At 64.5% G+C, this 14,945-nt stretch carries 11 protein-coding genes and 1 pseudogene; all 12 read right to left on the reverse strand.

Annotation, left to right across the window (positions count from 1 at the left end):
- Positions 1-9: 9 nt before the first annotated feature.
- On the reverse strand, positions 10-1,161 hold the full coding sequence (locus DIE13_RS15955; protein WP_124828076.1) for a glycosyltransferase family 1 protein: 1,152 nt from the start codon (positions 1,159-1,161) through the stop codon (positions 10-12).
- Positions 1,158-2,075, reverse strand: a complete 918-nt coding sequence (locus DIE13_RS15960; RefSeq protein ID WP_096503411.1) for an NAD-dependent epimerase/dehydratase family protein — start codon at positions 2,073-2,075, stop codon at positions 1,158-1,160. The genes DIE13_RS15955 and DIE13_RS15960 overlap by 4 nt, the downstream gene beginning before the upstream one ends.
- The gene (gmd, locus tag DIE13_RS15965) at positions 2,053-3,087 is read right to left on the reverse strand and encodes a GDP-mannose 4,6-dehydratase (protein ID WP_124828089.1); all 1,035 of its coding nucleotides are present in this window, start codon (positions 3,085-3,087) and stop codon (positions 2,053-2,055) included. The genes DIE13_RS15960 and gmd overlap by 23 nt, the downstream gene beginning before the upstream one ends.
- Positions 3,088-3,188: 101 nt before the next feature.
- Positions 3,189-6,833: a glycosyltransferase family 1 protein gene (locus DIE13_RS15970; RefSeq protein WP_124828077.1), complete on the reverse strand. Its 3,645-nt coding sequence runs from the start codon at positions 6,831-6,833 to the stop codon at positions 3,189-3,191.
- Complete coding sequence (locus tag DIE13_RS15975) at positions 6,833-8,290, reverse strand: bifunctional 2-polyprenyl-6-hydroxyphenol methylase/3-demethylubiquinol 3-O-methyltransferase UbiG (RefSeq protein WP_124828078.1); 1,458 nt, start codon at positions 8,288-8,290, stop codon at positions 6,833-6,835. Before DIE13_RS15975 ends, DIE13_RS15970 begins: the two co-directional genes overlap by 1 nt.
- Positions 8,290-9,510 carry an ABC transporter ATP-binding protein gene (locus DIE13_RS15980; protein WP_124828079.1) on the reverse strand — a complete coding sequence of 407 codons (1,221 nt, stop codon included), beginning with the start codon at positions 9,508-9,510 and terminating at the stop codon, positions 8,290-8,292. Before DIE13_RS15980 ends, DIE13_RS15975 begins: the two co-directional genes overlap by 1 nt.
- Positions 9,510-10,304: an ABC transporter permease gene (locus DIE13_RS15985; protein ID WP_124828080.1), complete on the reverse strand. Its 795-nt coding sequence runs from the start codon at positions 10,302-10,304 to the stop codon at positions 9,510-9,512. The genes DIE13_RS15980 and DIE13_RS15985 overlap by 1 nt, the downstream gene beginning before the upstream one ends.
- Complete coding sequence (locus DIE13_RS15990) at positions 10,304-11,749, reverse strand: mannose-1-phosphate guanylyltransferase/mannose-6-phosphate isomerase (protein ID WP_124828081.1); 1,446 nt, start codon at positions 11,747-11,749, stop codon at positions 10,304-10,306. The genes DIE13_RS15985 and DIE13_RS15990 overlap by 1 nt, the downstream gene beginning before the upstream one ends.
- Positions 11,750-12,004: 255 nt before the next feature.
- On the reverse strand, positions 12,005-13,210 hold the full coding sequence (locus tag DIE13_RS15995) for a sulfotransferase family 2 domain-containing protein (RefSeq protein ID WP_175751268.1): 1,206 nt from the start codon (positions 13,208-13,210) through the stop codon (positions 12,005-12,007).
- Between the two features lie 73 nt (positions 13,211-13,283).
- Positions 13,284-14,180, reverse strand: coding sequence for a dTDP-4-dehydrorhamnose reductase (gene rfbD / locus DIE13_RS16000; RefSeq protein WP_124828083.1), 897 nt, complete (start codon positions 14,178-14,180; stop codon positions 13,284-13,286).
- Positions 14,173-14,724 carry a dTDP-4-dehydrorhamnose 3,5-epimerase gene (gene rfbC, locus DIE13_RS16005; protein ID WP_124828084.1) on the reverse strand — a complete coding sequence of 184 codons (552 nt, stop codon included), beginning with the start codon at positions 14,722-14,724 and terminating at the stop codon, positions 14,173-14,175. Before rfbC ends, rfbD begins: the two co-directional genes overlap by 8 nt.
- Positions 14,709-14,945, reverse strand: a pseudogene (locus DIE13_RS16010) (glucose-1-phosphate thymidylyltransferase); the annotation flags it as partial. The gene rfbC and the pseudogene DIE13_RS16010, both read right to left, overlap by 16 nt.

Consider the following 14,945-nt stretch of genomic DNA (forward strand, 5'->3'; position numbering starts at 1 on the left):
CAAATTCATTCATGAACGACGCGTCCCGCGCAGGACGGTGTCGTAGACGGCCAGGGTCTGCGCCGCGCAGGCCGGCCAGTTCAGTTCGCGCGCACGCGCAAGCCCGGCTTCGCGCAACGCGGCGGCCCGGCCCGGCTGCTCGACGATCACGCGCATCCCGTCGGCGATGTCGCCGGTGCTGGCGGGGTCGACCAGGATCGCCGCGTCGCCCGCGACTTCGGGAACGGACGTCGTATTCGATGCGATCACCGGCAGCCCCGACGCGAACGCCTCGACGACCGGCAGCCCGAAACCCTCGCACAGCGACGCGAACACGAGCGCGCTGGCCGACTGCATCAGCGCGCGCACGTCGTGGTCGGGCAGATACTGGAGCCAGCGCACGCTGCCGCTTTCGTCCGCGCCCAGGCGCGCGACGAGCTGATCGCAGCCCCACCCGGCGCGGCCGACGATCACCAGCGGGATGTCGCGGCGCAGTGCGGCCGGCAGGCTCGCGTGGGCATCGACCACCCGCTCGAGGTTCTTGCGCGGCTGCAAGGTGCCGACGCACAGGAAGAACTGGTCGGGCAGGCCGAGCCGCTTCAGCACTGCTGCCCGCTCGGCTGCGTCGATCCGCTCGAAGAAGCGCGGATGCACGCCCAGCGGAACGACCGAGATCCGGTCGGGCGCGATGCCGAAATGCTCGACGATTTCGCGCTTCGAATAATCGGAGATCGTGATCACATGATCGGCCCAATGTCCGGAACGCCGCAACAGCCAGCGGCGCAGCGCAGCCAGGCGGACCGTCGTCCACTCAGGATGCGACAGCGGGATCGCATCCATCAGCGTCGCGATCACCGGCGTGCCCGACAGCTTCGGAATCAAGTGATCCGTCGCGTGGAAAACGTCGACGCGCTCGGCGCGCAACGCCTGCGTGTCGACCCAGGACCACGGCGTGACGGCGCCCAGCACCGTCGCGACCGCGTGCCCGCCCAGATTCACGGGCGGCCGGGCGCCCGGAAATGCATCGCTGCCGACGACCGCGCCGAAGCCAGCGGGAACCAGGTCGACCCCGCCGTGGGCCAGCAGCGCCCGCCCCAGTTCACGCGTATACGACCCGATGCCGTCGACACCGCCATGCGCGCTGCTGCGCGCGAGGGCGGTCGTGCCGAAACCGACTTTCACCCCCGCCCTCCGCCAAACATCCAGCGCAGGGTGCTTTCCAGCGGAATGTCCTCGAGCGGCCCGACGGCGGCCTGCAAGCGCGCACCGTCACCCTGCAAGCGGCGTACCTCGTTCGCCCGCACGAATGCCGGGTTGACGCGCACCTCGATCGAATAGCCGGCGATCTGTTCCATCATCGCGATCACCGCCTTCAGCGATACGGCCCGGCCCGAGCATACGTTGAACACGCCGCCGGCCGGCGCCAGTTGAAGCAGGCGCCGATAGGCGTCCACCACGCGCCGAACGTCGGAAAAATCGCGCTCGACGTCGATATTGCCGAGCTCGATCACGCGCTCGCCGCGCTGGAAATGGCCGACGATCTTCGGCAGCAGGAATTGCGGCGACTGGCCGACGCCCGTGTAGTTGAACGGACGTGCAACGACGATCGGCAGCTTGTCGCGCCAAAGACGCGCCATGTATTCCATCGCCAGCTTGCTGACCGCGTAGTCGTTCGCCGGATTCGGTTCGACCGATTCGTCGATGACCTCGACCGCCGCGTTACCGTAGATGTTGGCGCTGCTCGCCAGCAGGACCGCCTTCGGACGGTTCTCCAGGTTCGCGAGCGCCTCCAGCAGGTTGCGCGTGCCGACCACGTTGGTGCGATAGATCGCATCGGCGTCGCCATGCGCGACGAATGCGATCGCGGCCAGATGCGCCACCACGTCAGGCTGCACGTCCGCGACGACCTGCGCGAGCGCGGCGCGGTCGCACAAGTCGACGCGGTACATGTCGGCGCCCGTCGCTTCGGCGCCGTGCGCGGTGCCGAACACGCGATAGCCGGCCGCACGCAGCGACTGCGCGAGGTAATCTCCGGTAAAGCCGCCGAGCCCCGTCACCAGGGCGCGCGGGGCGTCAGAACGAGAAGCCGCGTTCATTTCGACGCAAATCCGCTTCGACCATCATCGCGCACAGCTCCTCGAGCGTCGTCTTCGGCTCCCAGCCGAGCTTCTGCTTCGCCTTCTCCGGATTGCCGATCAGCAGATCGACCTCGGCCGGGCGATGGAACTTCGGATTGACGCGAACCAGCGTCTTGCCGGTCGCGACATCGACGCCGGTTTCATTCACGTCGCTGCCCTTGAACTCGAGGTCGACGCCGCTCGCCTTGAACGCCATGCGCACGAAATCGCGCACGGTTTCGGTCCGGTTCGTGGCCAGCACGTAGGTGTCCGGCTCGTCGGCCTGCAGCATGCGCCACATCCCTTCGACGTATTCCTTCGCGAAGCCCCAGTCGCGCTTCGCGTCCATGTTGCCCAGTTCGAGCACGTCGAGCTGGCCGAGCTTGATCTTCGCGACGGAGTCGGTGATCTTGCGCGTGACGAATTCGCGACCGCGCAGCGGCGACTCGTGGTTGAACAGGATCCCGCTGCAGCCGAAGATATCGTAGCTCTCGCGATAGTTCACCGTGATCCAGTGCGCATACAGCTTGGCCACGCCATACGGGCTGCGCGGATAGAACGGCGTCGACTCGATCTGCGGAATCGCCTGCACCTTGCCGAACATCTCCGACGTGCTCGCCTGGTAGAAGCGGATCTTCGGGTTGACGATGCGGATCGCCTCGAGCAGGTTCAGCGGGCCGATCCCGGTGATTTCCGCGGTGGTGACCGGCTGGTCGAATGACACGCCGACGAAGCTCTGCGCGGCCAGGTTGTAGACTTCCGTCGCGCCCGTGGTCTGCAGCAGACGAATGCTCGCGGACAGGTCGGTCAGGTCGTACTCGATCAGATGCAGGTTCGGGTGCTTGGCGATCCCGAGTTCCTCGATGCGCCAGAAGTTGACCGAGCTCGTGCGGCGATAGGTGCCGTAAACGGTGTAGCCTTTCTCGAGCAGAATCTGCGCAAGGTAGGCACCGTCCTGACCGGTGATGCCAGTAATAATGGAAGTCTTCATCATCCCCTCAAACTCGTTCCAACATAACGATCCAACACATGCAATTCGTGTCGCTGGTTCTCTGACTTGTCAGCAAAACCGGGCATTCGACGCGCCCTGCTCTACACTTTCCCGGCAAGCATCACGGCACTCTGCGACCACGACAGGAACGGCATCCCGGTCGAGGCCGGAACCGTACCCGCCTCGCGGCGCATCAGCCACTCGCGCACGGCGTTTGCCAGATCCGCCGATTTGCCGGCCTGGAAATACCATGCATGTTCGCCGGCCACTTCACGAAAAACCGGAATGTCGCGCGCGATGATCGGCACGCCGTGCAGGGCTGCCTCGATCAATGGAAGCCCGAAACCCTCGCCGGTGGACGCGGCGATCAGGCAACCGCTCGCTGCATACACCTTCTCGAGAAACTCGTCGCTGATGCTCTCCAGCCAGAACAGCCGGCGATCCCGTTCAGCATGGGCACGCAAGCGGCTCGCCAGCGCATCCATCATCCACCCCTGCTTGCCGACGATCACCAGATTCGCGTCGACGCCGCTCGACCACAGCTGCTCGAACGCCTCCAGTACCTGCGCATGCCCCTTACGAGGCTCCAGGGTGCCGACCATCAGGAAACTCGGCCGCGCCGCCAACGCCTCCAGCACGCTTGCCGCATTTTTCGGCATGCCGGTGGTCGGGACGGAGTTCGCGATATCCGCGCCCAGATGGAACCAGTTCAGCGCGAACGAACGCTGGCGCACGATCTTGCGCCCGGTCATCCATTCCTCGAACTCGTCCGCCACCGCCTTCGAAATGCACACTGCGCCATCGCTTTCGGCGACAACGTCCAGCCAGCGCACGAAGTGGTCGACGACGTGCTGCTCGAAATGGTTGTCCCGCAGCGGCAGGAGATCGTAGACCACGAACTTGACCCGCACGCCCTGGTCGCGCATCTTCTGATAGAAGCTCGCGTAGTGCGGCACGACCGCCGGTGCGAGATCGAGCCCGAGAAAGACGTCGCCGACGCCATATTCCATCGCTTCGTCGCGCTGCTGACTGTCATCCTGCCCAAGGAAACGGGCCATGTATTTTCGCGCGTAACGATACGGCTGGTCCGCAGTCGCATACACGGGCTCCAGACGATATCCGTCGGGCGGATTCGACAACCACTCTCGAAGAATACTGCGGACTACCCGCTGAATGCCGCTCTTTGCATCGCGCTGCACCAGTTCGGAGATATCCACCAGCAGTTGCCGAGTGTCGTCCGCGCCTTCGAGCAGCCGGGCCTTGAGCGCCGTCGAACTTTCCTCGAGCGTCGACCACGAGATGTTTTCCGGCCTGGGGTGCTGCCCCGCCCTGTACAGTACGAGCCATTGCGTCAGTGCCGCACTCAACTGCTCGGCCGAATCGCCGCTGAAATAGTACGCACCCTCTCCCGCCACCTCGCGGAACACCGGAATGTCGCGCGCAATGACAGGGATTCCATAGTAAGCCGCTTCGATCAACGACAGGCCAAAACCCTCGTTGACGCTCGCCGCAACGAGTCCGCTCGCCGCCTTGTACAGACTGACCAGGTAATTGTCGTCGATACCCGCGAGCCAGAACAGGCGCCGGCCGAATTCGGGATGCGCATGCACCTTCTTCGCGAACGCCTCCATCTTCCAGCCCAGACGACCGACGAAGGTCAGACAGACATCCTCACCGGCCGCCCACTGCAGCTCGACCGCTGCCAGCAACTGCTCCTGTTGCTTGCGCGGCTCGATCGTCGATACGCACAACAAACTGGGGCACCGCTTCATCGCGGCGAGCACGGCAGACGCGTCGGCCGGCAACGCACCGGCTTCAGCTTCCTGAAATTCGACGCCGCTGTGCACGCACGACGTTCGGAACGTCGACGAGGTCGGCGTCTTGCTCTCGCGAATCCATGCGTTCAGCGCATCCGCGGTCGCCTGGGACACGCAGATGGCGCCGTCCGTCGCGGCGATTGTCGCGAGCAGCTTCTCGTGCATGACCTTCAAGTTCGGATCGAAGAAGTGCTCCGGAAACTCGATCGGCAACAGATCGTGAACCAGAAACTTGACGAGCACGCCTTGCCTTCGGAGCGTCTGATAGAACTCGGCCTGCGCGATCTGCACGGAATGCTGCATGTCGAGCCCGAAGAAAACGTCGCCGCGCTGCCATTGCACCGGGCTGTCCGCGACGGTCTCGTCCGATGCCGCGCCGAGGAATTTCTGGGTGAAGCGCCGCGCGTACTGATACCCGTCGCCCGACGTCGCATACACCGGCTCGATCCGGTAGCCCTCGGGCGGATCGTTGAGCAGACAACGCAGATGATTCCGCACGACCCGCTGCACGCCCGTGCCGGCATCGTTGTGGCAGAACTCCGATACATCGACGAGGATCTGGCGGACGCGGCCAGACTTCTGATTCTGGGCCAGACAGTCGGCCAGCGGCACCAGCAGGTCCGAATCGTTTGCTCCGGCGGCTTTCGCGGCGATCAACTTGAGCAGACGCTCCTGCTCGCTGGATCGTTCGATCCAGGATTTCGCGGCGGGCCGATCGAGCTTTTCCCATGCGTCGATCGCGCGGCGGGCAACCGCCTCCCACGAGAATTTCGTCGCTTGCGTGAGACCGTGTTCGCGCAATTGCTCGCGGAAGTTCGCGTCGGTCAGCACCTGCGCGATCTTGCGGGAAATCGCGGACGTATCCAGCGGATCGAACATCGCGTCCTGCCAGCCCATCACTTCCGGCAGGCTACCGGCATCCGCACAGATGACCGGCACGCCGCAGGCCATCGCTTCGAGCGCGGGCAACCCGAAGCCTTCATGCCACGAAGGAAACACGAACGCTTCGCAAATCGCGTACAGCGCATGCAGGTCATCGTCGCTCACGTAGCCCGTGAACTTCAGTTCGACATCGGTGACGCCGAACTGTTGTGCATGTCGACGCAACTCGGCGATCACGCCTTCGGGAATCTTGCCGACGAGTACCAGTTGAACGCGAGCGCGAATGTCCTTCGCCAGTAGCGAATAGGCCTCGATCAAGCGCGGCAGGTTCTTGCGTTCGTCCGCGCCGCCCGTGTACAACAGGAACGCATCGTTGATTCCGAATTGCCGACGCAGGCGATTCGCCTCCGCGGCATCGATCGAGAGCGGCTTGAACGAATCCTCGATAGCGGAAGAAACCGCGATGATCCGCTCGGCCGGATAGTCCAGATATTCGATACCTTCCTGGCGCGAGAATTCGGAATTCGACAGCAGAAGCGCGGCCTTTTTCAGGTAATCGATTTTCCGGTAATAGTGGCGCGCCGTGACCGGATGCGGATCGAGGTAACGCTTCGCATGAACGAGCGGAATGAGGTCGTGCAAAGTCACGGTGACCGGGGTGGCCCGATCGAACTGCCCGATGCTCGACACACCGTACCCCGTGACCCCCTCGAACAGGCTGCCGACGTGAACGACGTCAGGCTCCAGGCTCGACAGGAACGCTTCCCAGCTCAACTCGGCGATCTCGCGACGTGCGATGTTGTCGTCGCTGATTTCCTCGACAGGCCCCACGGCCTGCCAGACACGGATGTTCTCCTGCGGCAGCAGCCCCTCGAATTCCGCCCGAATCGCATCGATGGAATCGGACATCATGCCGCTCAGCGCCAGAACGACCTCGTGCTCGCCGCGCACGCGCGCGACGCCCTTCGCAAAACCCAGTACGTAGCGGCCGATTCCGCGGAATCGGCTTTCTGTCTGCGCACCCTGCATGTCGATAACAATGCGCATCAGTTCTTCTCCTGCTTCAGCCGGTCGAATTCAGCGACCAGGCTGGCGTGAATGCGATTCGCATGCGCGTCCAGATTGTCGATACGAATATGCGTCGACGCGGTGCCGACGGGCTGGCTGGCCGCCGCGGCCGCCACGTACGGCACGAGACGCGCCTTCAGGCCCGGCACGCGATTGAGCACGGCCACCGTGAGCCGGCGTAGCGCGGGCTGCCGGTACGCGTAGCGCACCACCCGCTTCACCTGCTGCTTCACGGTCCGCTTGAGCGGCCCGAGCCCCTTGCCGCGCAGGCCGAGGCTCACCCACCGCAGCGGCGCGGTGACGCGCCACGACGTGCTCCGATAGACGGCCTGCAGATGCGCATGGGTCTGCCGGGCCACGGCCTGCTCGTGCTGCGCACGCGCCTCGGCCTCGTGCAGCTTGCTCTCGGCCAGTGCGAGCTGCGCCTCGAGCTGCCGGCACCGATCCTCGACATGCAGCAGTTGCGTATCGACGACCCGCGAGCTGGCCAGCCGGGCCAGTTCCTCGGCATGCTGCGCGCGCGCTTCGACCTCGCGCAGCACTTGCTCCGCCAGCACGCGCTGTTCTTCGGCGAACCGGCTGCGATCCTCGGCGAGCTGCAACCGCCCTTCCGCGAGCCGCAGTTGACCTTCTATGGATTGAAGCCGCGCGCCCATTTGCTGCACGCGACCGCCGATCTGCGAAACGTCCGACGTCAGCCGGGTTTCGTAGCGCTGGATCAGCGTATCGATCGTCAGCCCGTATTCCGCGCCGAACGCTTCGTCGAATGCGCCCTCGGTCGATTCCACGTCCTTCTGCGCGACGATCGCATAGTCGGGGCTCGCGCCGCGCACGATGTCGAGGAACTGAACCGGCGTCGCGGCATCGCGCAGTTCCGGCGATTCCTGCAGACGGACCACCTTCACGCGATCGAAGCCCGCATGCTCGGCGACGAACGACAGCAACAGCGGCGGAATCGGCTTCTGGTGTGACGGATCCATGTAGAAATTGGTCGTCGCCACCGAGATGTTTTCCGGATTCGGCGTCTCGAGAATCAGCAGGCCGCCCGGCTTCAGCACGCGCAGCGCTTCGCGGACGATCACGCCCAACTGCTCGAAGCTCACGTGTTCGACGACGTGAAACGCCGAGATCAGCGCGTGGCTATCCGATTCGAGCGACGCGAGATACGCGATCGCATCGCCCTGCTGGACCGGCAGCCCGCGCTCGCGGCAGGCTTCCAGCATGTCCGCGTCGAGATCGACCCCCATCGGTTCGAACCCGGCCTCGGCCATCAGCTCCAGCCACTCGCCGCGGCCGCACCCCAGGTCGAAGGTCTTCCCGCCCGGATAACGCGCCGCGAGCGGCTCAAAGAAGGGCGAGTAGTTCGTCAGCCGGCTTTTGATCAGCTTGCGCGATCCCCGATACCGATCTTCAAACGCACGATAAAAACTATCCACTATGGCAAGCTCCGCACCGTCGTCGGCAACCAGGCTACGCCGACGAAGTCTTGCATTTTGATGTTGACGACGTTGAACACCAGCGCGCGGTCGCGCCACTGGTAGTTGTTGGCAAGATGGGCGTCGCCCGTGTGCAGCGCGACCGCGACCGAATAACTGCCGACGCCGAGATTGGCCGTGAATTCAAAGCGCAACTCGATCGCCTGTCCCGCGTCGAGACCGACCAGCACCTGCTTCAGGTGATACGTGTTCGTGCCGAACACCGTCTGCCCGAGCCGGTCCTTGATCATGTAGCCGACCACCAGCTCGGGGATCGCCTCCACGCACCGGACCTTGACGCGCAACGCGACCGACTGCCCTACACCCGCAACCTCGATGGGTTGACCGGATTCGTCCAGCAGCTCGACCGCGTCGATCACGGCCTCGCCGGTGCCGGACACGGTCTGCACCGCGCCGCTCTCGAGCTTCTCCTGCCGGACCTCGTGATCCTTGCGGTCGGCCAGCATCGCGTTGTAGTAGTCCATGACCACTTCCGGCGGCCCTTCCATCTCCAGCCGCCCCGCATTCAGCAGGATCGCGTGATCGCAGATCGCCTGGATCGCCGCCTTGTCGTGCGCGACGATCAGCAGCGTCGTGCCGAGCTTGCGGAACTCGCGGATCCGGTCGAAGCTCTTGTGCTGGAAATACGCGTCGCCGACCGACAGCGCCTCGTCGACGATCAGCACGTCGGGCCGCCGCGCGGTCGCGACGCTGAATGCCAGACGCACCTGCATGCCGCTCGAATACACGCGCACCGGCTGGTCGATGTATTCGCCGATTTCGGCGAACGCCTCGATTTCCGGCATCAGCGCGAGCAGTTCGTCGACGGAATAGCCGAGCAGTTGCCCGGCCATCATCACGTTCTGGCGCCCGGTGAAGTCCGGATGGAACCCCATCCCGAGTTCCAGCAGAGCGGCGACGCGGCCGGTCATGGTCACGCTGCCGACGCTCGGCTGCGTGGTCCCGACGATCATCTTCAGCAGCGTGCTCTTGCCCGCGCCGTTGATGCCGATGATGCCCAGCGCCTCGCCGGCCTTCACCGAGAAACTCACGTCACGCAGCACCCAGTGCAGCGTGTGATGCTGCTTGCGGCGCGGGTCCATCCATTCGACGAGACGCGACCAGCGCGTCGGATACTGCTTGTAGGCCTTGCCCAGATTGGTAACGGTAATGGTGCCCATCAGAGTTCATCCACCATTTCGCCCGCATGCTTGCGGAACAGGCTGAAGCCGAGCAGGCACAGGCCGACGCCCAGCGCCGTCACGAACCAGAGCTGCGACCAGTCGGGCCACCTGGCCTGCATCATCACGACCTGGAACGCCTCGACCAGCGATGCCATCGGGTTGAACTGCATGCCGGCCTGGATCCGCTTGGGCAGGATGTCGACCGAATAGACGATCGGCGTCAGCCAGAACCAGAAATTCAGCACGATGTTGAAGAACTGCCCGACGTCGCGGAAGAACACGTTCAGCACGCCGAGCGTGATCCCCAGGCCGATCGCGAACAGCGTCAGCACAATCAGCAGCGGAACGACGGCCACGAACACCACGCCGGGGAAGTTGCCGGTGACCAGCAGGAACAGCACGAACAGCCCGAACACGATCGCGAAGTTGATCAGCGAGTTCGCCACCACGATCACCGGCAGACACAGCCGGGGAAAGTTCAGCTTCTTGATCAGGTTGGCGTTCTCGATGAACGCGTTCTGCGCGCGACTGACGATCTCGACGAACATCCCCCACGGCAGCACCCCCGCGCACAGGTGAATGCTGTACGCGAAACTGCTGTCGACGCCCGGCAGCCGGGCGTGCATCACCCGCGAAAAGATCACCGTATAGACGACGATCATCGCGAGCGGGTTGATGACGGTCCACGCGGCGCCCAGCAGGGAATTACGGTACTTGGACTGGAATTCCCGCTTGACGCTCCCCAGGATGAAGCCGCGATACGACCACAGGGCTCTCAGCATGCCCAGCATCAAGCCCTCCCGTACACATCTTGGAAACGAACGATGTCGTCCTCCCCGAGGTATTCGCCGCTCTGCACCTCGATCATCACGAGATCCAGCACGCCCGGATTCTCGAGACGGTGCTTGTGGCCGGCCGGGATATAGGTGGACTCGTTGGTGCGCACGAAGATTTCGCGGTCGCCGTTGACGACCTTGGCCATCCCCGACACGACGATCCAGTGCTCGCTGCGGTGATGGTGCATCTGCAGGCTCAGGCTCGCGCCCGGCTTGACCTCGATGCGCTTGATCTTGAAGCGCGGCCCCTCCTCCAGCACCGTGTAGGTACCCCACGGCCGGCTCACGGTGCGATGCAACTTGTACGCATCGTGATTGCGCTTCTTCAGCCGGGCGACGACCTGCTTCACGTCCTGCGCGCGATCGGGATGCGCGACCAGCAATGCGTCCGGCGTATCGATGATCATCAGATCAGCCACGCCGACCGCCGCGACCACGCGATCCGGACTTTGCACGTAGGTATTGCGGCTATCGACGAAGATCGCATCGCCGACGACGCGGTTGCTGTCCTGATCCGGCGCGACCAGGTCGCGCACCGCGCCCCAGGAGCCGATGTCGCTCCAGCCGAAGCTGGACGGCACCACCGCCACGTTCGACGAGCGCTCCATCACCGCGTAGTCGATCGAAATGTCGGGCATCTTCTGGAACGATTCGGCCGGAATCTCGAGCATCTGCGCGGTTGCCTTGTCGGCCTGCAGCGACGCCCAACATGCTTCGGCAGCCGCCGCGACGTCCGGCGCGTGACGGGCCATCTCGTCGAGAATGGCGCCCGCAGAGAAGCAGAACATGCCGGAATTCCACAGATAATTGCCCGTCGCCAGGTATTCGGCAGCCTTCGCCGCATCGGGCTTCTCGACGAAACGCCGCACGACCCGGCCATTGCCGATCTGCTCGCCGGCCTCGATGTAGCCGAAGCCGGTATCCGGGCACGTCGGCACGATGCCGAACGTCACCAGCTTGCCCTGCTTCGCCAGTTCGACCGCGCTTGCGACAGCCGCGGAGAATCCTTGCTGATCCTGCACCAGATGATCGGCCGCGAGCACCAGCATCAGCGCATCGCGCCCGTACTTTTCCGCCACGTGGTGTGCCGCCATCGCGACGGCGGGCGCCGTGTTCCGGCCGGACGGCTCGAGCATGAATACGCCGGATTGCTGATCATCGAGCGCCGCGCAGACGAACTCGTCCTTGCTCATGAAGTAGTAGTCGCGATTCGTGACCGTCAGCAGCTCCGCGCATGCCGACTCGGCATCTTGGCCGACCGCCGCGGCTGCCCGTCGGTACGTCTTCAGCAACAGGCTCTCGCCATCGGCAAGCTTCATGAACGGCTTGGGATGCCCTTCGCGGGAGACGGGCCAAAGCCGCGTACCAGCACCACCGGACAGGATGACGGGGATTAACATCACATTCACTCCAGATTTAGTATCCGCTGGCGAAGCCAATGCCTTCGCCACTTACATCAAACCACCACCGGCGTGCCTGCCGGCCGGTCGCGACCGGCCGGACCAAGCGGGGATTATAGCCGGCGAACTGCCGCCTTCGGAACCGGTCGGGCGCCGGGAACCGCCGCCACGCAAGGCCCGGGCGCCCCTGCCGGGCGATCGGGCTGCCCGGCTTGCGCCGGCAGGGACAAACGCGTCGCACCCGCCGAGCGGGCCTTACCGGACGACCACCTCGACATCGCCGAACACGCCCGATCGACCGTCGTCGAGCCACGCGACGCCCTCCTGAACCAGGGTCAACCGCAGCACGTAGCGCCCGGCGGCAGCCGGCGCCACGACCGACACCAGCAGGTCCTGCGCGTCGCCCGGCATCATGGAGGCCTTCAGCCTCGTTCGTTCGCCGTCGAACACCACGACCTGCGAGCGCGTGCGGTCGAGCCAGTGATACGACGCGTGCACCGGAGTCGGCGCCCGGCTGGCCAGCTGAAAGTTCGACCGGTTGGACAGGCGAACGCGCACCGAAAACGACGCGCCCGCGGCAACCGTCGACGGCGCGTCGAGCACCGTCACCGCGATTTCGGCCTTTGCCTGCGCCGAAAGCGGCGCGTGCCAGGAATTCTTGCGCAATGTGTCGGATTGCTCGAAACGCTCGATCAGCAACGCGCGAACCATATCGCCAAGGCGCTCTTCGAACAGTGCGCAACCCCACGCATAGAGTTCCTGGTCGAGGGCAGTCAGCTCGTTGATCGCGTCGACTTCCTCGAACGACAACTCGTGCATGACCGGCCGATCCGACGACGTGTTGAGCCGCGGCGTCGCGAACCTCGGACAGAAGTTCATCGAATAGGCGAGCAGGTTCATCGAGTCGCGCATGCGCTCGGTGATGCCGAAGAACGCGAACGATTCGAGCCGCTTTTTCGCGCGGTCGAGCAACGCCCGGTCGTGCCGGCGCGATGCGTATTCCTTGACCGCCTCGCGACCGTAGCCGATCGGATCGCGCATCAGCTTCTCGTAGTCGAAGTCGGCCGCGAGAAAGAGGGTCTGCGTATTGACGATGTCCCAGTTCGTGTCAGGATCCCGAACGAAATCCAGCAACGACCACTTCTCGTCGTTCATCCGCCGATGACGATACGTATCGTCGTGGCGCTGCGCATGCAGATACCACGACACCGTTCGCTGCACCGGATCCCGCAGCATCGTGAGGTGGGTCAGGTTTCGTCCGACGAACGACTCGATGCCGTGCCAGTGATGTCCGCGAAACAGCCGGTACCTGTCGACGGATTCCCGCGGCAGCGCGAACAGCTCCTCGAGGACCTGCGCCGGGCACACGTCTTCCCTGTCGTACTGATCCTCGAGGAAAGAAATGAGCGACGATCCTCCCGTTTTGGGAATATGAAGGAAATAAACCGGATCCGTATGCATTGTCACCAATCGAAAATGAGAGTCGCGGCAAAACCGCCCAACCCGCGCCCCTCGTACACCCCCAACCCTTGAATCACTCGGCCAGACACAGTTGCAGCGCATCGCGCCAGTCCGGCATCCGCAGACCGAACGTTGCGGTCAGCTTGTCCAGCGCCAGCCTCGAATTGGCCGGTCGCTTCGCCGGCGCCGGGTAGTCGCTCGACGCAATCGGCACAACCGTCGGCACGCGTCCGGCCATCGCGGTCGCGAAGATCGCGTCGGCAAAGCCGCACCACGAAGTCGCGCCGGCCGACGTGAGGTGATATACGCCCGTGCGATGCGCCCACCAGTGCGCGTCGGCTGTCGCCGCGCCCTGCGCGACGATGTGTGCCGTGGCGGCGGCAATGGTGTTCGCCCAGGTCGGTGCACCGACCTGATCGGCGACGATGCTCAACGCCGGGCGCTCGGCGCCGAGCTTGAGCATCGTCTGCAGGAAATTCCTGCCGCGCCGGCCGTACACCCAGCTCGTGCGCAGAATCAGATGCGCGCAGCCGGTGGCCGCGATCGCCTGCTCGCCTTCCAGTTTCGTCGCGCCGTACACGTTCACGGGATTCGTCGCGTCTCTTTCCGTGTACGGGCTCGCCTGCGTGCCGTCGAACACGTAATCGGTCGAGTAATGAATCAGCGTACCGCCGATGCGCGCCAGTTCTTCCGCGAACACGCGCGGCACGTCGGCATTCAGCCTCCGCGCGGCGTCGATGTCGGTCTCGGCCTTGTCCACCGCGGTATACGCCGCCGGGTTCACGATCAGCGACGGCTTCAGCTCGCGCACGACGGCCCGCACGCGATCGAGATCGGACAGGTCGAGCATCGACCTGTCGCACGGCACCACGCGGCCGAGCCCCTGCAGCGTACGCAGCAACTCGAATCCGACCTGGCCGCTTACCCCCGTCACGAGGATCGTCGGCTGACGATGGCCGCCGTCACGCATAGACTTCGGCCTCGTTCAGCCGCTTGCCTGCCGCGTCCTTCGCCGCCAGCACCGGCTCGCCGTCGAACGGCCATTGAATGCCGATCTCCGGATCGTTCCACAGCAGGCTGCGCTCGTGTTCCGGGAACCAGTAGTCGGTCGTCTTGTACAGGAATTGCGCGGACTCGGACAGCACCACGAAGCCGTGCGCGAAGCCCGGCGGCACCCACAGCTGACGGTGGTTGTCGGCCGACAGCGTCACGCCGACCCACTTGCCGAAATTCGGCGAACTGCGCCGGATGTCGACCGCGACGTCGAACACTTCGCCTTCGACCACGCGCACGAGCTTGCCCTGCGCGTGTTCGATCTGGTAGTGCAGCCCGCGCAGCACGCCCTTCGCCGAACGCGAATGGTTGTCCTGCACGAATTCGACGCCGGTCTCGACGAGTTCCGCGAATTCGCGGCCGTTGAAGCTCTCGTAGAAATAGCCGCGCGCATCGCCGAACACCTTCGGCTCGATGACCCTGACTTCAGGAAGCGCCGTTGCCGTTACCTGGATAACCATGCGACCTGATTCGTGAGAAGGTTCCGGAGATACTGCCCGTAAGCGTTCTTCGACAGCGGCTGCGCGAGCTTCAGCACCTGCTCTTCGTCGATCCAGCGCTTGCGGTACGCAATCTCCTCGGGACACGCGACCATGAGCCCCTGCCGCTTCTGCAGCGTCGCGATGAAGCTTGCCGCCTCGATCAGCGAATCGTGCGTGCCCGTGTCGAGCCATGCATAGCC

The organism is Burkholderia sp. Bp9016 (genome assembly GCF_003857765.1).
GTDB lineage: Bacteria > Pseudomonadota > Gammaproteobacteria > Burkholderiales > Burkholderiaceae > Burkholderia.

What these genes read in the sequence shown, in the direction of transcription:
- DIE13_RS15960 (WP_096503411.1), bottom strand. Translation starts at nt 2,075, where the DNA reads ATGAACGCGGCTTCTCGTTCTGACGCCCCGCGCGCCCTGGTGACGGGG.
- gmd (WP_124828089.1), bottom strand. Translation starts at nt 3,087, where the DNA reads ATGAAGACTTCCATTATTACTGGCATCACCGGTCAGGACGGTGCCTAC.
- DIE13_RS15970 (WP_124828077.1), bottom strand. Translation starts at nt 6,833, where the DNA reads ATGCGCATTGTTATCGACATGCAGGGTGCGCAGACAGAAAGCCGATTC.
- DIE13_RS15980 (WP_124828079.1), bottom strand. Translation starts at nt 9,510, where the DNA reads ATGGGCACCATTACCGTTACCAATCTGGGCAAGGCCTACAAGCAGTAT.
- DIE13_RS15985 (WP_124828080.1), bottom strand. Translation starts at nt 10,304, where the DNA reads ATGCTGGGCATGCTGAGAGCCCTGTGGTCGTATCGCGGCTTCATCCTG.
- DIE13_RS15990 (WP_124828081.1), bottom strand. Translation starts at nt 11,749, where the DNA reads ATGTTAATCCCCGTCATCCTGTCCGGTGGTGCTGGTACGCGGCTTTGG.
- DIE13_RS15995 (WP_175751268.1), bottom strand. Translation starts at nt 13,210, where the DNA reads ATGCATACGGATCCGGTTTATTTCCTTCATATTCCCAAAACGGGAGGA.
- rfbD (WP_124828083.1), bottom strand. Translation starts at nt 14,180, where the DNA reads ATGCGTGACGGCGGCCATCGTCAGCCGACGATCCTCGTGACGGGGGTA.
- rfbC (WP_124828084.1), bottom strand. Translation starts at nt 14,724, where the DNA reads ATGGTTATCCAGGTAACGGCAACGGCGCTTCCTGAAGTCAGGGTCATC.